The organism is Porphyrobacter sp. AAP60 (genome assembly GCF_001296025.1).
Classification (GTDB): Bacteria; Pseudomonadota; Alphaproteobacteria; order Sphingomonadales; family Sphingomonadaceae; genus Erythrobacter.
Genome location: NZ_LJHV01000008.1, coordinates 626,558 through 646,150, shown reverse-complemented (window position 1 = coordinate 646,150; position 19,593 = coordinate 626,558). Strand labels below are relative to the sequence as shown.

The 19,593-nt window shown below is 64.3% G+C and carries 13 protein-coding genes; 8 read left to right on the top strand and 5 right to left on the bottom strand.

Going from position 1 to position 19,593, the window contains the following annotated elements; genetic code table 11:
* Positions 1–81: 81 nt before the first annotated feature.
* From IP79_RS09020 to IP79_RS09000, 5 genes are all read left to right on the top strand, one after another.
* Positions 82–2,505, top strand: coding sequence for an FtsK/SpoIIIE family DNA translocase (locus IP79_RS09020; protein ID WP_054118869.1), 2,424 nt, complete (start codon positions 82–84; stop codon positions 2,503–2,505).
* A 259-nt stretch (positions 2,506–2,764) separates the two neighbouring features.
* Positions 2,765–5,128: a TonB-dependent receptor gene (locus tag IP79_RS09015; RefSeq protein WP_054118868.1), complete on the top strand. Its 2,364-nt coding sequence runs from the start codon at positions 2,765–2,767 to the stop codon at positions 5,126–5,128.
* A gap of 159 nt (positions 5,129–5,287) precedes the next feature.
* Entirely contained in the window at positions 5,288–6,202 is a 915-nt protein-coding gene (locus IP79_RS09010; RefSeq protein WP_054118867.1) for a hypothetical protein, read from the top strand.
* A gap of 1 nt (position 6,203) precedes the next feature.
* Positions 6,204–7,391: a 7TM domain-containing protein gene (locus tag IP79_RS09005; protein WP_054118866.1), complete on the top strand. Its 1,188-nt coding sequence runs from the start codon at positions 6,204–6,206 to the stop codon at positions 7,389–7,391.
* Position 7,392: 1 nt separating this feature from the next.
* On the top strand, positions 7,393–8,307 hold the full coding sequence (locus IP79_RS09000; protein WP_054118865.1) for a sugar-transfer associated ATP-grasp domain-containing protein: 915 nt from the start codon (positions 7,393–7,395) through the stop codon (positions 8,305–8,307).
* A gap of 11 nt (positions 8,308–8,318) precedes the next feature.
* Here IP79_RS09000 and IP79_RS08995 read toward each other — a convergent pair whose 3' ends face one another.
* The 3 genes from IP79_RS08995 to IP79_RS08985 are packed head-to-tail and all read right to left on the bottom strand — an operon-like array spanning position 8,319 to position 11,142.
* Complete coding sequence (locus IP79_RS08995) at positions 8,319–8,879, bottom strand: GDYXXLXY domain-containing protein (RefSeq protein ID WP_054118864.1); 561 nt, start codon at positions 8,877–8,879, stop codon at positions 8,319–8,321.
* Entirely contained in the window at positions 8,876–10,030 is a 1,155-nt protein-coding gene (locus tag IP79_RS08990; protein WP_054118863.1) for a DUF2157 domain-containing protein, read from the bottom strand. Before IP79_RS08990 ends, IP79_RS08995 begins: the two co-directional genes overlap by 4 nt.
* Before the next feature lie 50 nt (positions 10,031–10,080).
* Positions 10,081–11,142: a substrate-binding domain-containing protein gene (locus IP79_RS08985; RefSeq protein ID WP_054118862.1), complete on the bottom strand. Its 1,062-nt coding sequence runs from the start codon at positions 11,140–11,142 to the stop codon at positions 10,081–10,083.
* Between the two features lie 209 nt (positions 11,143–11,351).
* Between IP79_RS08985 and IP79_RS08980 the strand changes: the two genes are divergently transcribed.
* Positions 11,352–13,100 carry a diguanylate cyclase gene (locus IP79_RS08980; RefSeq protein ID WP_054118861.1) on the top strand — a complete coding sequence of 583 codons (1,749 nt, stop codon included), beginning with the start codon at positions 11,352–11,354 and terminating at the stop codon, positions 13,098–13,100.
* A gap of 128 nt (positions 13,101–13,228) precedes the next feature.
* Here the strand turns inward: IP79_RS08980 and IP79_RS08975 are convergent, their stop codons facing one another.
* Together IP79_RS08975 and IP79_RS08970 are read right to left on the bottom strand one after the other, a co-directional pair.
* Positions 13,229–13,627: an acyl-CoA thioesterase gene (locus IP79_RS08975; protein ID WP_054118860.1), complete on the bottom strand. Its 399-nt coding sequence runs from the start codon at positions 13,625–13,627 to the stop codon at positions 13,229–13,231.
* An 88-nt stretch (positions 13,628–13,715) separates the two neighbouring features.
* On the bottom strand, positions 13,716–15,932 hold the full coding sequence (locus IP79_RS08970) for a S9 family peptidase (RefSeq protein WP_054118859.1): 2,217 nt from the start codon (positions 15,930–15,932) through the stop codon (positions 13,716–13,718).
* 130 nt (positions 15,933–16,062) lie between these two features.
* Between IP79_RS08970 and IP79_RS08965 the strand changes: the two genes are divergently transcribed.
* Entirely contained in the window at positions 16,063–17,895 is a 1,833-nt protein-coding gene (locus tag IP79_RS08965) for an aminopeptidase P family protein (protein ID WP_054118858.1), read from the top strand.
* A gap of 30 nt (positions 17,896–17,925) precedes the next feature.
* Positions 17,926–19,542 (top strand): hypothetical protein, encoded by a 1,617-nt coding sequence (locus IP79_RS08960; RefSeq protein WP_054118857.1) that lies wholly within the window; start codon positions 17,926–17,928, stop codon positions 19,540–19,542.
* Positions 19,543–19,593 lie beyond the last annotated feature (51 nt).

Below are 19,593 nucleotides of genomic sequence, written 5' to 3'. Positions count from 1 at the left end.
TGAAGCAACCCCCGATGTCGCTCTTTCCTTGACCGGAGTACCGCAAGGATTCATAATTTGTTCCGCACAGGAGACACCCCGATGGCCAGCCGCGCGGCCCAAACCGTCAAACCCGGTCGCCAGACCTCCGCTCGCCGATCCGATGCCGAATGGCGCGCAGGCCTGCGCCGCACGCTGCGCCGCCTTGCGCAGATGACCGGCGCGGGCGTGCTGTTTGGCGCGGCGGTGTTCCTCGCGCTGGCGCTGGCAAGCTACACCCAGACCGATCCCAGCCCGTCGACCGCGGCCGATCCGGCGCAGGTTGCCAACTGGATGGGTACCAGCGGCGCGTGGGCGGCTGACCGGGTGTTGCTGATCTTCGGCCTGCCCGGCGTGCTGCTGTTGCCGCTGCTCTATATCTCTGCGCGCAAGTTGTGGCGCGATGTCGAGAATGGCGACACGCCCGAAACCACGCCGTGGTGGCTGCCCACCGCTTTACTGCTGCTGGCGATGACGCTGATTGCCACCGTCTTGGCGCTCGCCTTTGCAGGGCCGGGCGGCACGCTGCCGGCGCAGGCGGGCGGGTTGGCAGGCCTGCTGGGTGCGGGCGCAATCGAGGCGGTGGCGGCGCGGTTCGGCGATGAGGCGCAAGGCTGGATAATCCTCGGCGCGGCGCTGCTCAGTCTTGCCGTCGGTGTCGGCCTGCTGACCCGCATCTTTGCGATCGACTGGCGCGTGCTGTTGAGCCTGCCGGAATTTCTCGGCGGCGGATCGCTGTCGGGCCTGATGCGCCGCCTGCCGCTGCCGGGCCGCAGCGCCGCGCCTGCACTCACCTTCGCCGGGGACGAGGACGCCGAAGATGCGCCCGCCGCCCGCCCGCGCCGCGCCGTAAAGGGGGGCGAGCCTGTGCCGTTCGAACCCGCGCCGCGCCGTGCGCCTGAAATCAGCGATCCCAGCGCCCCGCCCAAACGCGCCGCGCCTGCCAAGACCGCGCAAGGCGACATGTTCGCCGCCTTCAACCTCCCCAGCCTTGATCTGCTGGCCGAACCGCCGGTCGACAAGGGGCCCAAGCTCGACAAGCTGGCGCTGGAACGCAACGCCCGACTGCTCGAAAACGTGCTTGATGATTTCAACGTGAAGGGTGAAATCACCGCCGTGCGCACCGGCCCGGTCGTGACGATGTACGAATTGGAGCCTGCCCCCGGCATCAAGGCCAGCCGCGTGGTCGGCCTTGCCGAAGACATCGCCCGCAACATGAGCGCGATCAGCGCCCGCGTCTCGCCCATTCCCGGACGCACGGTGATGGGTATCGAACTGCCCAATCAGGATCGCCAGGTGGTGATGCTGAAAGAACTGGCCGCCTGCGCCGATTTTGCCGATGCCAAGGGCAGCCTGCCGATCATTCTGGGCAAGGATATCGCAGGCGAACCGATCATCGCCGATCTGGCTGCCATGCCGCACTTGCTGGTGGCGGGGACCACCGGATCGGGTAAATCCGTCGGCCTCAACGTGATCCTGCTGAGCCTGCTCTACCGCTTCACCCCCACCGAACTGCGCCTGATCCTCATCGATCCCAAGGTGCTGGAACTGAAAACCTACGACGATATCCCGCACCTGCTTTCGCCGGTGGTGACAGAACCGCACAAATCGGTGCGCGCGCTGAAATGGGCGGTCGAGGAGATGGAGCGGCGCTACCGGATGATGAGCGCGATTTCCTCGCGCAACATCCACTCCTTCAATGAGAAGGTCAGCGCCGCGATTGCCAAGGGCAAGCCGCTGGGCCGCCGGGTGCAGACCGGGTTCGACCCCGAAACCGGCGAGCAATTGTTCGAGGAAGAACAGCTCGATTACCAGCCGCTGCCGCAGATCGTGCTGATCGTCGACGAACTCGCCGACCTGATGGTCACGATCGGCAAGGAAATCGAAGTGCTGATCCAGCGCCTCAGCCAGAAATCGCGCGCGGCGGGCATTCACCTGATCATGGCGACGCAGCGCCCCTCGGTCGATGTCATCACCGGGGTGATCAAGGCCAACCTGCCGACCCGCATCAGCTTCAAGGTGACCAGCCGGATCGACAGCCGCACCATCCTTGGCGAACAGGGCGCCGAACAGCTGCTGGGCAAGGGCGATATGCTGTATAAGCCCAACACCGGCGCGATGGTGCGCGTCCACGGCCCGTTCGTGTCGGACGAGGAGGTGGAAGCCGTCGCCGATTTCTGGCGTTCGCAAGGCGCGCCCGAATATGTCGATGCCGTCACCGAAGAGCCCGAGGACGGCGGCGGGTTCGGCTTCGAGGACGATATGACCGCGTCGGACAATCCCGAAGAGCGCAAGTATCGTCAGGCCTGCCAGGTGGTGATCGAAAACCAGAAGGCATCGGGATCGTGGCTCCAGCGCCAGATGGGCGTGGGGTACAACACGGCGGCCAAATGGATCGAGCGGATGGAGGAAGATGGCCTCGTCGGCCCGGCCAACCACGTCGGCCGCCGCGAAATCTACCGCGATCGCGACGGGAACCCTTTGTAATCACGCTGGTGCGCGATGCAGACCGTCCGGCTCGCCTCCCCGCCCGGCCACCAATAGTACCACTATGCTGTGGTGGCCGGGCGGGGAGGCGGGGTGGGTGGTCTGCGCCACCGTCAGGTGGCCGCCAACAAAGATGCATAATTGCAACGTCCCGAAACTGTAAATCAGCGGTAACGCCAGCGTCACGCAGTCGTCGCTTCAACGTCACCATGCACTGCCACGGGCAAGGCCTCTCTCCAGCAACAGGGAAGCTTTTCCGATGTTCCGCACACCTTCTTCGCGCGTCTCGCAAATCGCGCTTGCCGCGACCCTCGCCGCCGTCCCCCAGGCCGTCTTCGCGCAGGACAGCGAGCCTGCCGGCGATACCGCTGCTTCCGGCAACCAGATCATCGTCACCGCGCAGAAGATCGAACAGCGCCTGCAGGATGTGCCGATCACCATCTCCGCCACCACCGGCCAGCGGATCGAGGAACTGGGCATCACCGATCTTGATGAACTGTCCAATTACGTCCCCGGCCTGTTGATCCAGGAACAGAGCGCCAACAACCCCGGTGTCGTGATCCGCGGTATCACCTCGGACAGCGGATCGGCGCAGCAAGGCCCGCGCGTCACGCTGTATTACAACGGCGTCGATATCTCGCGCTCGCGCGGTTCCTATCAGGCGATCTACGATCTTGAACGCGTCGAAGTAATCAAGGGCCCGCAGGCAACCCTGTTCGGCACCGCATCGGCGGTGGGCGCGATCAGCCTTGTCTCGGCCAAGCCCCGCGAAGGCTTTTCGGGCGAAGTGCGCGGCGGATACGGCAATTTCGACCAGACCCTGCTGGGCGGGTTCCTGAATGCCGGATCGGATGTGCTGGCTGGCCGCATCGCGTTCGAATGGCGCACGCGCGATGGCTATGTGAAGAATCTCTCGCCCAATCAGGAAAAGGATCTCTACGCGCAGGACCAGCTCGGCGTGCGCGCCTCGCTGCGGTATACGCCAAGCACCGATTTCACGCTCGATCTGACCGCCACCTATGATCAGCAGCGCAACGGCGGCACCCCGTTCATCTCGGCCCGCTTCCCTGCCTTTGCCGGCGCGCCGGGCGGCCCGGCCAATGCCTTTGTCGATGCCAATCTCGGCGGCAATCCGGCCGGGGCAGCAGCACTGGGCGACGATCAGCTCGGCCTCGACCGCGAGGTTTACGATCTCAACCTCACCGCCGAATATAGCCTGAGCGACGAATGGACCTTCACCACGGTCAACGGCTACCGCGAGTTCGACAGCGCCGAGGTGTTTGATGCCGATGGTACGGCCGCGCCGTTCCTCGAATTCGCAGAAATCGCGACAGGCTGGCAGATCAGCCATGAAGGCCGTTTCAGCTATGCGGGCAACAGCCTGCGGGCGAGCGCGGGGTGGAACGTGTTTGTCGAAGATGGCCGCCAGAACGTGCCTTTCTCGACCGAAGAAGGCATCTTCCTGCAATGCCTCACCACCCTGTTCGGTGCGCCGCTGATCCCCGGCATCCCCTGCGTCGCGCCCGATGGCAGCGTGCCTGCCGCAGCGGTCACCGGCCTTGCCACGGGCGGCGCGATCGCCGCGATTCCCTATGCTTCGGTCTTCGAGAACCAGGGCCGCAACGAAACCTATTCGGTGTTCGCCGATGCCACATGGCTGGTATCGGACGCGTTCGAACTGACAGCGGGCATCCGCTTCCTCAACGAATCGCGCCGGTCGGGCTTCTTCGCGGATGTGCCCAACGCCGTGCTCAGCGGTGCGCCGCTGATCCCGGGGCAAATCGACACCGCCGGGCAGGTCTTCACCGCGCAGCAAAGCTTCGATGCATGGCTGCCGCGTTTCAACGCGCTGTACCGGATCACCGATGATGTGAACGTGTTCGCCACCGTGTCGAAGGGCCGCCGCTCGCCGGTGGTGCAGGTCAACGCCGCGCGCGCCAATGGCGCTGTGGTGCCCGGGGTGAACACCATCGCGGAAGAAGTGGTGTGGAACTACGAAGGCGGGATCAAGCTGGCCAGCGGCGCGATTTCGGGCTCGCTCGGCGTCTATTATCAGGTTTACAACGACTTCCAGGTTTCGGTCGCCCAGCTTGATGCGCAGGGCAACCCGACCGGCGCTTTTGTCACCGCCAGTGCGGGCAGCGCCAGCAACTTGGGCGTCGAGGCGGAACTGGCCGTGGAGCTGACCGACTGGCTGAACGTGTTCGGCAATTTCGGCTATATCGACGGCGGGATTGACGAAGACGGCGCGTTTTCGCCCGCCTTTTCGGGGGCGCGCTTCCGCCTGCAGCCGGAATTCCAGGCCGCAGCCGGGTTCACCGTCAACAAGGACATGGGTAACGGAATGCGGTTTTTCGCCACGCCCAGCGTAACCCACCGCAGCCGCATCTTCTTTGAAGTGCCCAACAATCCGCTGATCAGCCAGGAAGCGGTGACGCTGGTCAACGCGCGCGCCGGCGTGAGCTTTGCCGATGACCGCTACGAAGTCGCCGGGTTCATCCGCAATGCCTTCAACGAAGATTATCTGCTGGACGCGGGCAATACCGGCGGGGCCTTTACCATCCCCACCTTCATCCCGGCCGAACCGCGCTTCTACGGCGTGCAGGTCACCGCACGGTTCTGATTTTGCCCGGTTAAATCTTGGCGAGGGGGCGGGAGGCAGATTGCTGCTTCCCGCCCCTTTTCGTGCGCCGTCTCACCGGGGCTTATGGTTTCTGTTTGTGGTTAGCAATTCGTAAACCAACTTGGGTTAGCCCTACGTAAGATAACGGGGGCCAAATCGATGATTTTTGCAATGCGCACAGGCAGCCGCCTGCTGGCTGCTGCGCTTGCGCTGCTGACCGCACAGGCGGCGGCGGCGCAGGATGGCGGCTGGCGGCTGGAGCCCGATGCCCGCATCGAGGTGCAGGCTGTCAGCGCCCAGACCACCACCCGTGACGAGGATCTGGTGATCGATGGCGAGGCCATCAGCCTGCGCGGCCAGATCGGGCTGGCGCTGAACAGTGATGCGACCCGTTTCCGGCTGGAAGCTGACCGGATCGAAGTGTTCCGCCTGGGCGAAGGCCGCCGCGATCTTTCGCGCGATCGCTTCACTGCCACCGTCCAGCACGACGTCAGCAAAGCGCTGGAAGTGCAATTGCAGGCGCGGCACTATGATGATGTTGTCACAGTGGAATCGGCCGATACCGATGAATGGCAAGGCTCGGCCCGGATCAGTTTCGAACCGACCCGCGCCAACCGTTTCCGGCTGCAAGGCACATGGCGGGATCGCCAGTATGATAACGGCGCCAGACCCGCGACCACCGGCGAAGGCCCCCGCATCGATGCGCAATACCGCCACCGCTTCGGCCGCTATCACTACCTCGCCTTCGATCTGCGCACCGAAAACATCCGCTCGGATGATCCGGCGCGCGGTTACGAGCGCGATTCCGCCGGGGTTGCCTATACCCGCCCCGTCACCAAGGATTTGCGGGTGCGCCCCGCGATCGAGGTGATCAAGACCCGGTTCGACGGGCGCATCGCCGATAACGGCGCGCTGCGCCGCGACCGGCAGGTGGTGCCCGAAGTCGAACTGCTGTGGTGGCCCGGCAAATGGCGCGTCGAGGCCGAGGCCAAATATGTGTTCTTCAACAGCAATGAGGCCACCCGCGAGCGGCAGGGTTACCGGCTGACGCTGTCTGTCGGGCGTGTATTCTGACGTGATCGCCAAGGTCGGCAAAATCTGGGAGCGCGCGACCCCGCAGGTCAAGCGCCCGTTCTATGTCGGGATCACCGTCGGCTTTGTGCTGGCGGTGCTGGTCGGCCTCGGGATTGCCAATACCGGCAGCTTTTTCGTGCTGCCATCGTCGCTCGAAGGGGTGGCAACATCGCAGGCGATCTGGGGGCTGAAGCCGTCCAAGTTGCTGATGGTGCTGCCGCTGGGCGCGTTTCTGGTGGTGCTGGCGCGCAGTTTTATCGGGCTGAAGGCCTTCGGCCTGTTCACCCCGATGCTGATCGCGGTTGCGTTTTTGCAGATCGGCCCGGTGATGGGTCCGGTAGTTCTGTGTTCTTCGGTGCTGGTCGGAATGATCGTGACACCCAGCCTGCTCAAACTGCGGATGACCCGCGTCGGATTTCTCGGCGTGCTGATTTCGCTGATCGTGCTGGTGCTGGTCGCATTACAGCTGATTTTCGACATCAAGCTGCAGGTCGATGCCTTCCCTGTGATCGTCTGCGCCTTGTGCGTGGAACGGTGGTGGAAACAGTGGGGCAAGGATGGCGCCAAGCCGGCGGCCAAGATGGCGTTCAACACTTTCCTGCTGGCCGTCGTGATCGAATTCGTGATGGTATCGGATTTTGCGATGGCGCTGATCGATTGGTCGCCGCTGCTGATGCCCGCCTTTGCTGCGGTCGCCACCGGTTTTCTGGGCCGGTATCGCGGCCTGCGTCTTTCGGAAATCCACCGGTTCGCCCCGATCTGGCTGGAACGTCGGCGCAAGGCGAAGGTTGTCACCTTGCCCGAAGGGGTGGAGGAAGATCGCCGTGTCGGCCTGCCCGATACCCGCCGCGATGCCGAGCCTGCCCCCTTACCTACCGCATTGCCCTTGTCGCTGCCCGAGCCTGTGCGCCGCCGCGCAACCTACCGCGCGCCGAGGCTCACGCGGTTGCCGCGCCACAGCCCGCTGGTCGCCGCAGCCATTGCGGGGGCTGCGCCGCCGCTGGCCGGGCTTTGGGTCATCGATTCGCCTGACGACTTCATCCCGGACACGCGCCGCCGCGTTCCGCAGATCACCCCGAACCGCGAGGCTCAGTTCGAGCCTCGCGTGATTGCATCCGCCGCCAGCCCCACCGGAGCGCGGCCGCCGATCCACAATGCCTGGGTGATCCGCAAGGTCGAGGACGTGTGAGATGTTCATGAACGTCCGCAAGATGTTTGGCACAAGCGCGCGATCCTTCGATCCGATGGATGAAATCCTCGGCATCAACATGCGTAATGCGCTGATTGCCAAATATAATCCGCGCAGTGCGATCGAACGCGCGCGGGACAAGGTGGCGGCGAAAGTCGCACTGGAGGACGCCGGGATCGCCTGCACCGGCACGGTCGCGGTGATCGACGATCACCAGAAGCTGGCGAATTTCAAGCCGCGCCGCGACATGCCCGATGCCTGGGCGATCAAGCCTGCACGCGGATCGCAGGGCGATGGCATCCTGCTGGCGGTGCGGCGCGAGGGCAATACGTGGTTCAAGGGATCGGGCGCGCCCCTGCCTGAAGACATGGTGATGCATCACATCCAGAAGGTGGTCGATGGCGGCTTTTCAGGGGATTCCGCCGCTGAAGACGCCGCGCTGATCGAACCGCTGATCATCGCTGATCCGGCCCTGTCGCGGATCGTGCCCGAAGGCCTGCCGGATCTGCGCGTTATCAGCCTGCACCATACTCCTCTGATGGCGATGGTGCGCCTGCCGACGCTGGAAAGCGACGGCAAGGCCAACCTGCACCAGCGCGCGATCGGGGCAGGCATCGACATGGAAACCGGCAAGATCACCCGCGCCGTGGTGAAAGGCACCCCGATCACCCACCACCCCGATACCGGCGTGCTGCTGATCGGGTTCGAGATCCCGGGCTGGAAACGGGTGCTGGAACTCGCCTCGAAATGCGGGCCTGCTGTGGGGCTTGGCTATTGCGGGGCGGATATCGTGCTGGATGTGAATGATGGCCCGCTGGTGATCGAGGTCAACGCCCATCCGGGGATCGAAATCCAGAACATCTGCCAGGAAGGGTTGAAGGCCCGGATTGCGGCAACGGGCGAGGACTTTCGCTGAAGCGCTATGCCTCAGGGCACATCCATGATCGCAGGCGGCATGAAGGGGCGGTTGGCCTGCGCATCACGATCGGCGATTTCGCCGGGCGTTAGCGGACGGAACCGGATGGAGATGGGGGTGAAGCTGCCATCCTTGCGCTGGCGGATCGTCACGATCCCGCGCTGGTCGCGGTTGCGCAGCCGTTCTTCCAGCGCTGCGGCGCGATTTTGCCCGATATAAAGACGGCCGCGGGTCAGGCCGTCCCACCCGTAGACACCGTCTGAACGCGCCCGCACGGGATGGTCGCAAGCGGCGATCCTGGCTTCGCTGTCCAGCGCCCGCACGCGGGCCAGATTGGGGCGTTCGCCCACCATGCACAGCGCCAGCGGGGGTGAATCGCGGAACGCATCGATCCCCGGCCAGTCATAGGTAAACTCGACATAGTGCCCGCGCAGGTAATCGCGCGGGTCATAGCCCTGGATCGGGACATCCCATTCGGTGCCCTGATGATAGGTGCGCTCGCTGAGCGCCCACAGCATCCCAAGGCCGAGCACCGGCGCGGCAAAGGCGGCGAGACGGACGATCCTGTTCATGCCTCCTCCCCTTCGTTTGGCGGAGCAAAGGTCTTGGATACCCGCAGCGCAGCCCATGCCACGCCAAGGATCAGCACGCCCGAAAGGATCAGGCCGAACCCGCTCAGCAGCAGATCGCTTGCCAGTTCGAAGCTGAGGATGATCAGCCGCAGCGCGATCACCGCCACGCTCAGCTGGAAGACCCCGCGCCAGCCCGCCACCAGCGCGGCGGCGGCGATGCCGATCCACAGCGCCATGAACAGCGCGGCGGCGAGGACGGATAGATCGTCGGTGACAGGCGCCAGAAGCATGACAAGCCCGGCGCCTGCGATGATCGCGCCCGCCATGCGCCCCGATGTGCCGGGCCGCACCGGCACAAGCGCAATGCCGGTCAGCAGCGCGGTGCTGCCGCTCGCCAGAGTGATAATGCCGCTGTTGAAGATGCCGCCATCACCGAACCCGCCGACACTGGCGAGCGCGCAGGCGAAGGATGCCCCGGCAACCGCATAGGCCAGCGCCAATTGCTCCAGCCGCCGCCAGAAATCGGGGCGCTGGCTGCGGGCGCGCAGCCATGCGGCAAAGGGTGCAAAGGCCACCGGAAGGGCGATGACAAAGCCGAGCCACATCTGCCACACGAAACCCGGATCGCGCACCCTGCCATAACCGGTCATGGCGGTGGTGTATTCCCACGCGCACCACACAGCCCCGCCCAGCACGGCCAGCGCGGCGGGCCAGCTGCGCCCCATCACCAGCAGCAGCGGCGCGAACAGCGCCAGCCACAGCCCCAGCGGCTGCCACAGCGGAGAGGAGGTCTGGTAAACCTGCCCGAGGTGCCCGAAGAAGGTGAGGCCCAGCGCGGCGGCGGTGAACAGCAGCGCTTCCACCGCCCACGGCGATGCCGCAGCGATGCGCGCCTCGCGCCAGGCCAGCGCCAGCAGCGCAGCGACGATCAACGCGAAATGCACGCCCAGCCGCACGTGGCCCGGAATGGCTTCCCAATTGGCAGCGATCACCGATACCAGCCCCAGCCCGATCGCCAATGCGCCGATGCCGGAAACTGCCCACAGCGCCAGCGGGCGCGCATGGGCGGCTTCGTAAGCGATCAGCCGGTCACGCGTGACAGCGTCGATCAGGCCGGCTTCGTGCCAGGAGACAATCTTGCGCGCGCTCATGGCCGGCACGCTATCCGCTTGTCTCCCAAGGCGCAATCGGCGTTACTTGCTTACTTCGCGGCGAGATCGGCCTTGGTCAGCAGCGGCAGTTCGGTCACCTTGGCGGCGTTGGCGGCCATCGCGTCAGCGGGCATGGCGACCATCCCGATCTTGGCGAGCGGGCCATCCTTGTCCCAGCTTTTGGCCCATTCGCCCAGAAACGCGCCAAGGCCCGGGATCGCGCGCATATGCGCCTTCTTGACATAGACATACATCGCCCGCGCGCCCGGATAGGCGAAACTGGTGATGTTATCATACGTCGGATCAACCCCGTTCATCGGCAGGCCCTGAACCTTGTCAAGATTGCCTTCGAGGTAGGAAAAGCCGAAAATGCCCACCGCCTTGGGATTGCCGACGATCTTCTGCACGATCAGGTTATCCTGTTCGCCCTGATCGACATAGCCGCCATCATTGCGCACTTCGGTGCAGACCTGCTTGTACTGGTTTTCGTCGCTGTCTTTCAGCGCCTTCATGGCCGGATCGGTGTTGCAGCCGACTTCCAGCACCAGTTCCTTCAGCGCATCGCGGGTGCCCGAAGTGCTGGGCGGGCCATAAACGAGGATCGGTTCAGCGGGCAGCGCCGGATCGACATCCTTCCAGGTCTTGGCGGTCTGGTCCTTGCCGAACGGCTTGGCGGCCAGTGCCTTGTAGACCGTTTCGGGCGACAGGTTGAGCATGATCCCGCCCTGACGCGAGGCAAAGGCGATCCCATCAAGGCCGACTTGCAGTTCGACAATCTCGGTCACCCCGTTGGCTGCGCAGGCATCGAATTCGGATTCCTTCATCCGGCGCGATGCGTTGGCCATGTCAGGCGTGTTGGGGCCAACGCCCGAACAGAACAGGTTGATTCCATTGCCGGTGCCGGTGGATTCGATCAGCGGCGAACGGCTTTCTGTGTTCGACCGGGCGAAGTTTTCCGCCACCAGCTTGGCAAAGGGATAGACCGTCGATGACCCCACCGCATGCACCGAAGTGCGCGCGCCGCCGCCGCCGCCATCGCAGGCAGCAAGGGCAAGGCTTGCCAGCGCGAGCGCGGCTATGCGGACAGAAGGCTTGGTGGTGCGGTAAGACATGGTTGACCCCGATCATGCAGATTACTGGCGCGCTAGGCGTTATTCATGACAGGAATGTGACGAATTCAGCAACTGTGGCCGGAGGAAAATTTCGTGGGTTGCAACATTCGCAACAACTCGATCAAGCATCTGACTTGGATAGGATTTCCTCCAAAATGGAGATTTCCGGCTTAACAGCATCGTAAGGGCTTGCCTGTAATCTGTTTCGCATGGGACGGTTGCGCCTTCTGATCCGGTTATGCACGGCGATATTGCTGCTGGCGATATTTGTCGCCCGGCCTGCCGCTGCGGCTGACGATGCGGCTGACGGGGCGCTGCCCAGTTTCGCCCCTGTCTGCCACGCTTCCACCGGGGCGGATCGCACCTTGCAGGACATGCTTACGCAACCCGTGTGGACCTGTTCGGCCAAAGGCTGGCAATCGGGCGTGCCTGCGGCGTGGCTGCGGTTCGATTCCGGTAGCTGGCAGGGCGAAGAGCTGCCCCGGCAATTCTTCAGCCGCGTTGCGCGGTTTGAAACGATCACTTTCCATGCGGTTGACCGCGATGGCACCACCCGCAGCCTGCGCCTGACCGAGGCCGATGGCATGCCCTTTGCCGCAGGGCCGGTGTTCGGCATGGCGCTGCCTCGGATCACGCCCGATACCGCGATGCTGCTCGTCCGGATCGAAGCGCCCCATTCGGTGCCGCTGCTGACCGAGGCGCGCATCACCCATGACAGCCGCCGCGCGCAATGGCCGCAGATCAGCCTGGTGCTGCTGGCCTTCGTGATGGGCATGCTGGTGTTGCCGCTGTTGTTCGACATCAGCTTCTTCCTCGTGCTGCGCGACAGGTTCGTGGTGCTGCACGCGGGGATCGTCGGCGCGATGATGACTTATGTGCTGTTTGCAGGCGGGCTGGTTTCGACCATCGCCTCTGTCCCGATAGCGGTGATGGCGGTGATGGCGCCGCTGTCGTACGCATTTGGCGGCGGGCTATCGGCGCTGTTCCTCGCCCATTTCCTCGAACACGGTGCCCAATCGCGGCTGATGCGGCGGCTGACGCTGGCGACCGGATATTTCACCATCGCGGTGCCGGGGTTCTTCGCCTTGCAACTGGATATGACCCAGCCGTTTGACGACTGGGCCTATTTCGTCACCTATATCCCCTTCATCGTGGTGATCACCGCCGCGCTGATCGAAGCGCTGGTGCATGGCAGCCGTTCCGCCCGCTTCATCGCAGTGGCGTGGGCGCCGATCATCATCGCTTCGGTCGAACGGCTGCTGCGCGGGCTGGGTTGGCATGTCGCGCCGCAGAGCTTTGACCAGATGCTGTACGTCGCGGTCGGGATCGAGGTGATCGTGATCAGCCTTGCGATTGCCGACCGCTTCCTCGCGCTGCGCCACGAACGCGACGCCGCGCTGACCGAGGCGCGGATGCTGGAGCAGATTTCCACCCGCGATTCGCTGACCGGATTGATGAACCGCCGCGCTATCGAGGCGCGGTTCGACGAGCTGGTGGCGCAGGGCTTCGATACCTTCGCGCTGGTCGATCTCGACCGGTTCAAGGCGATCAACGATCTGCACGGCCATCAGGTCGGCGATGCCGCGCTGGTGGCGTGCGCCGATGCGATCAGGGCCGGAACCGACCGCGATTCGATTGCGGTGCGGCTGGGGGGCGAGGAATTCGTGGTGCTGCTGCGCGGCGAACGCACGCTGGAACGGGCCGAAGCGCTGCGGCAGGCAATCACGATGCGGGTGTCAAAGCAGGTGCCGGGTCTCGATCTGCCGGTTACCGCCAGCATGGGCGTGGTGATGCTGTCCGAAGCGCGCCGCCACAAGATGGCCTTCGCCGAATTCTACGCCCGCGCCGATGCGCTGATGTATGAAGCCAAGGCGAGCGGCCGGAACCGTCTCGCCTATGAACGCCTGACCGTGTTCACCAAGGCCCCGCCTGAACGCAAGCGGGAACGCGCGGCTTAGATCTGGGAGATTTAACCCAATTCCGCTCACCCTGAGCTTGTCGAAGGGCTGTTCTTCACTTCGATGTCGGGCGCACGTCGCGAAAGGAACGGCAGTCCTTCGACAAGCTCAGGACGAACGGGATCAAGCTATTCGCCCAAAAACGGCGCCAGCACTTCGGGCCGCACCCGCGCCAGCCGTCCGGTCGCCTTGTCGAGCATCGCCCAGGTGGTCGCCGCGCTGACGAGGCGCTTGCCACTCGCATCGGCGAATTCCACGCGGCGGAGCGACTTCGCGCCCATCGCCGGGCCTTCGATCCATGTCGTGGCGGTGACGCTTTCGCCCTCGGACACATTGCCGCGATAATCGATCTCGTGCCGCACCACGACCCAGAAGAACGCAGCGCGATCCTCGGGCCGCGCCGCCGTGTCCCAATGCGCGGTGGCCATGTCCTGAATCCACTGCACCCACACGGTATTGTTGACATGGCCGAGCGCGTCGATGTGCTGCGGCTCGGCCACGTAGGTGCGGGTGAAGCGGTGGGTCATAGGTGTCTCCGTTCGCCTCGAGCGAAGTCGAGAGGCCGAGAAGGGTGTCTCGCCTACGCTCGACACGAACGGGGCGCGAGGGGCTCGGTCACTCCTTCGGCGCCATCCCCATCTGCCACAGGATGAAGGCGAATTCCTCCGCCGTTTCCTTGAGGCTGTTCCAGCGCCCGGACTGCCCACCGTGGCCTGCGCCCATGTTGGTCTTCATCAGCAGCAGGTTGTCGTCGGTCTTCACATCACGCAGCTTGGCGACCCACTTGGCCGGTTCCCAATAGGTCACGCGGGGATCGTTGAGGCCTGCGGTCACCAGCATTGGCGGGTAATCCTTGGCCACCACCTGATCATAGGGCGAATAGGACAGCATATAGGCGAACGCCGCCTTGTCGGTGATCGGGTTGCCCCATTCCTGCCATTCGCCCGGCGTCAGCGGCAGTTTTTCGTTGAGCATGGTGTTCAGCACATCGACAAACGGCACGTGGGCAACAATCGCGCCATATTGCGCGGGGTCCTGATTGATGATCGCCCCCATCAGCTCGCCGCCGGCCGATCCGCCGCTGGCCGTCACCATGCCTTCGGCAGTGTAGCCCTGCGCGATCAATCCGCGCCCGGCATCGACGAAATCGTTGAAGGTGTTGGTGCGTTCGAACATCTTGCCTTGCAGATACCAGCGCCGCCCCAGATCATCGCCGCCGCGGATGTGCGCGATGGCGTAGGCGAACCCGCGATCCACAAGGCTGAGCCGCGAGGTCGAAAAGCCCGGCGGGATGGCATAGCCATAGGCGCCGTAAGCATAAAGATGCAGCGGCCCCGGCCCTTCGATCCCGGCTTTCTTCAGGATTTCGGCGCGATCCTTGCGCATTACGATGCTGACGGGAACCATCGTCCCGTCACGTGCCTGAACGGTCAGGCGTTCGGTCGTGTAGAGATTGGCGTCGTAACCGCTGGGGATTTCCTGCGTCTTCAGGGTTTCCAGCCCGCTGGTCGCCACGTCGTAATCGAACACCGTGCCGGGCGTGACCATGCTCTGGTACGACAGCCGCAGCTTTTTCATGTCATATTCGGGATTGTTCGAAAGACCCGCAGTATAGCTGGCCTCGGGGAAGGTGATCGGCGTGATTTTCGCCGGATCGCCATATTGGCGCAACTGGATCTGGTCGAGCCCGTTCAACCGCCCTTCGGTGACGTAGAAATCCTTGAACAGATCAAACCCGGTCAGATAGAATTCGTCCGACCCGGCGATCACGGTCTGCCAGTCGCCCGGCGTTTCCAGCTTCGCCTTGGCGAGGCGGAAGTTGATGTGGTCGTCATTGGTCCACACCCACAATTCCCCGTCGCGGACATCGACCGAATATTCGACGCCTTTCTTGCGCGCCTTCACCAGAATCGGTTCAGCGGTGGGGTTGGCGGCAGGCACGAGGCGAACTTCGCTTGTCTCGTTGTCGCCGGTGGCGATAACCAGCCAGTCTTCCTGCGCGGTCAGCCCGGTGCCGACGCCGAAGGACTGGTCTTCTTCCTTGTAAAGCGTGACGTCGCTTTCCACCGGCGTGCCGATCACGTGCAGCTTGGCCTCCAGCGTGCGCCATTCCTCGGTCGAGGGGCCGTAGACCAGCGCGGTGTCATTCGCGACCCAAACCAGATCACCGCGCAGGTTTTCCAGCACATCGGGCAGAAGCTCGCCGGTCTGCAAATCCTTGATCCGCCCGGTATAACGCTCGCCGCCACTGGTATCGGTCGAATAGGCGAGATACCTGCCGTTCTGGCTGATCGAGGCCGCGCCGAGGCGGAAATATTCCTGTCCCTCGGCCAACTGGTTCTCGTCGATCAGCAACTCGTCTTCGCCGCCGGCAACGGGCTTGCGCCAGTGCTTGCGATACTGCGCGCCTTCCTCGAACTCGCTCCAGTAGAGGAACTCGCCATCTTTCTGCGGAACGGTGCTGTCGTCTTCCTTGATGCGGGCGCGCATTTCGGTGAACAGCGCCTCGGTCAGCGGCTCCTGCGCGGCCATCTTGGCTTCGAAATAGGCGTTTTCGGCCTTTACGTAATCGAGCACATCCTCGTCATCCACCACCGGATAGGACTTGTCATACAGCCAGTCGTACGGGTCTTCGATGGTGATCCCGTGGTGGGTGTAGGAATGCGGGCGCTTTTCCGCGACCGGAGGCTTGATGTCAGATGCAGCAGAAACAGCGGCGGCAGATGTGGTCACGCGGGTTGAATCCTCTCGAGTGGTGTTCGCGGCGGCTGGCGCAAAGGTGGTGGCGGCAAGTGCGGTAGCAAGGGCCAGAATGCTGATCGGGCGGGTCATATGCGGTTGTCCCTGTAATGCGTCCGGGTGGAAAGATGCAGGCTTTGGGCCTATGTTGGCGGTTCTACTGACACATTCCTGCGCGGCAAGTGCCCATACAGCCCGACGCCGCCAGACGAGGATCATTGAAATGCTGATGCAAACCCACGAAGCCCGCCTTGCCGCCCTGCGCGAGGAGCTGAAGCGGCGCGGGGTGGATGGTTTCATCATCCCGATCAGCGATGAACATATGAGCGAATATGTCGGCGATTATGCCCAGCGGCTGCGCTGGCTGACGGGATTCGGCGGATCGGCGGGCTTTGCCGCTGTCACGCTGGATCATGCCGCAATCTTCGTTGACGGGCGCTACACCGTGCAGGTGCGCGATCAGGTCGATGAAAAGCTGTTCGATTACAAGAGCGTGCCTGCCGATACCCTGGGTGGGTGGCTGGCCGAAGTGTGCGCCGACGGGGCCAAGGTGGCTTATGATCCGTGGCTGCACACCTGGGCCTGGGTCGAAGCGCTGGAGGGCCGCGTTAACCCCAAGGGCATCACGCTGGTGCCTGCGGACAGCAACCCGATAGACACAGTCTGGGCCGACCAGCCCGAACCTTCGGCAGCGGTTGCCATGGTCCACGATGATCGCCAGGCAGGACAATCCTCGGCCGAAAAGCGCGCGGCGGTGGCCGATTGGCTGACCCGCGAAGGCCATGACGCGGTGGTGATCCCGGCGCTCGATTCGGTGGCCTGGCTGCTCAACATCCGCGGCAATGATGTCGCACACACGCCCGTCGCCCTGTCCTATGTGATCGCGCACAAGGATGGCAGCGCCGAGCTGTTCATCGCGCCCGAAAAAGTGACGCCTGAACTCGTCCGCCATCTGGGCAATGCGGTAACCGTGCGGGATCGCGCCGCGTTCGAGACAGCGCTGACGGGCGAACTTGCGGGCAAGAGCGTTGCGCTCGATCCCGAATTCGCTGTGGTCGGCATTGCGCAGGCCCTGCGCAGCGGGGGCGCGAAGTTCGTCTTCAAACAGGATCCCACGATCCTTGCCAAGGCGGTCAAGAACCCGGTCGAACAGCAGGGCCACCGCGATGCGCAGGCGCGGGACGGGGCAGCGGTAAGCCGCTTCCTGCGCTGGCTGGAAGTGGAAGCGCCGAAGGGCGGCGTGGACGAACTTGCCGCCGCCGCGCGCCTGCAAGCCTTCCGCGCCGAAGACCCGGCCCTGCGTGACCTTTCCTTCGATACGATCTCCGCCGCCGCCGGCCACGCCGCGCTGCCGCATTACAAGGTGGATGACGACAGCAATATCCCGATCCCGCCGGGTTCGATCTACCTCGTCGATTCGGGCGGACAATATGCCGCCGGACAAGGCGGCGGCACCACCGATATCACCCGCACCGTGTGGGTTGGGACGCCAGATGGCATGGGAGAACCTACGGCGGAAATGCGCGATCGCTTCACCCGCGTGCTGAAAGGCCACATCCAGATTGACTGCGCCGTGTTCCCGCAAGGCACCGTTGGCGGTCAGCTCGATGTGCTGGCGCGGCAATATCTTTGGGAGGCAGGCGTCGATTACGCCCACGGCACCGGCCACGGGGTCGGCAGCTTCCTTGGCGTGCATGAAGGCCCGCAGCGCATTGCCAAGCCTTCGGGCGGGCAGGCCGGCACCGGGCAGGAATTGTTCGCAGGCATGATCCTTTCCAACGAGCCGGGCTATTACAAAGCGAACGCCTTCGGCATCCGGATCGAGAATCTGGTGCTGGTGGAAGAACGGCAGATTGAAGGGATGGAAGGCCGCTATCTCGGGTTTGAAACGCTGACCTTCGTGCCGCTGGATCGCAAGCTGATCGACAAGACCCTGCTCACCGAAAGCGAAATCGCCTGGGTCGATGCCTATCACGCCAAGGTGCGCGCACTTATCGCCCCGCAGCTTTCCGGCGATGATCTGGCGTGGCTGGAACGGGAAACGGCGGCGCTCTAGGTCAGGCTGCGCGGCGGCTATCCCAAAGGAATGACCCGTCTGCTGAACTGGTTGTGGAACCGCGCGCTGCTCTATGCGCTGCTGGTCGCCGTGGCCGCATTCCTTGCGCTGGCATGGCCCGGCGCAGGACAAATGATGCAGCTGCTCGATAGCGAGAACCGCAGCTACGCCGAAATCACCGGCGAATTGCAGGCCGGGTTCGCCGCGCAACAGCAAGCGCTGCCGCAGCGCGTGGCCGCAGCGAAGGCTTTGCCATCCGGCACGCTCGAACAGCATATCGCACAGCGCCAGCGGGCGCTGGAGGCGGCGGAAAAGCGGCGCGATGCTGCCGAATCGGGGTGGTTCTCCGCCTATCGCCCCTCGCAAATCATTGCCCGGTCGCGGGCCGACATCGAAATCGCCGCGATGACAAGCGAATTGGCAGCGCTCGGCAGCATTGCAGCCCCGCGAAAGAGCATCGAACAGGCGCAGGGGTTTTTCGCCGCCAACCCGACCATGCCGACGGCAGGCGCGATCACCGCTGCGCGCACGCGGTGCGCCGCGGCACGCCAGCGGTTGGAAGCATTCAAGGCGCAGTGGCGGATCGAACAGGGCCTGCGCGAGGTCATCCGGCAGGAACGCACGGAACTGGCAGAGGCCGCCGCGCAAAGCTGCGAGCTGGCCGACACCCTTCAAACCCGCCGCGATGCGGCATTGGCCGCCCGCCAACAGATGGCGGCAGCGCAGGCGGCGCTGGCTGCGGTTCAAGCAGAGCCATTGGCCGAAAACCTGATCGGCGATGCGGGCCGCGTAACCTTGCGCGATATTCTGATCGAGGCGTTTACCTGGCTGATCGCCGCCACGCTGATCCCGTTCGCCTACCGTGTGATCGCCTATCATGTGCTTGCGCCGATGGCGGCGCGCTGGCCGCCGATGCGGTTTGGCGCCGCTGGCACCGCCCCGCCCACGCCGGGCAACGAAAAGTCGGCGGTGTCGGCCACCATCACGCTGGGGCCGGATGACGAGGCGCTGGTGCGGCAGGACTATCTGCAATCCTCCTCGCTCACCGGCGCAAAACGCACCCGCTGGCTGCTGGATTGGGGCCACCCGCTCACCAGCTTTGCCAGCGGGATGCGGTTCCTCACCGCCGTGCGCGGAGCGGGCGAGCGGGTGACGGTTTCCGCCGTAAAAGACCCCTTTGCCGAACTGGCGGTGCTGGCGGTGCCGGAAGGCGCGGCCTGCGTGCTGCGCCCCAGCGCGCTGGCAGGCGTGGTGCAGTCCGCAGGCCAGCCGCTGCGCATAACCAGTCATTGGCGGATTTTCTCGCTGCCCGCTTTGCTGACCTGGCAGTGGCGTTACCTTGCCTTTCACGGCCCGGCGCGGCTGGTGGTGAAAGGCGGGCGCGGGGTGCGGATCGAACCGGCGGCGCGCGGACGGATCGTGGGCGAAGGGCAGTTGATCGGCTTTTCCGCCGGGCTGGCCTATGCGGTGATCCGCAGCGAGACCTTCTGGCCCTATTTCTTCGGGCGCGAAGTGCTGCTGAAAGACCGGCTGGAAGCGGGCGATGGCGTGGTGCTGATCGAGGAAGCCCCGCTCGCCGGGCGCAGCGGCATCAGGCGCGGGTTCGAAGGCATGGCCGACGCCGTGCTCAAGCTGGGCGGCATTTAGGGCGTCACCTGCCCGCTTGTGAGGGTGACTTTGTTCCTGTATTGTTCTGCA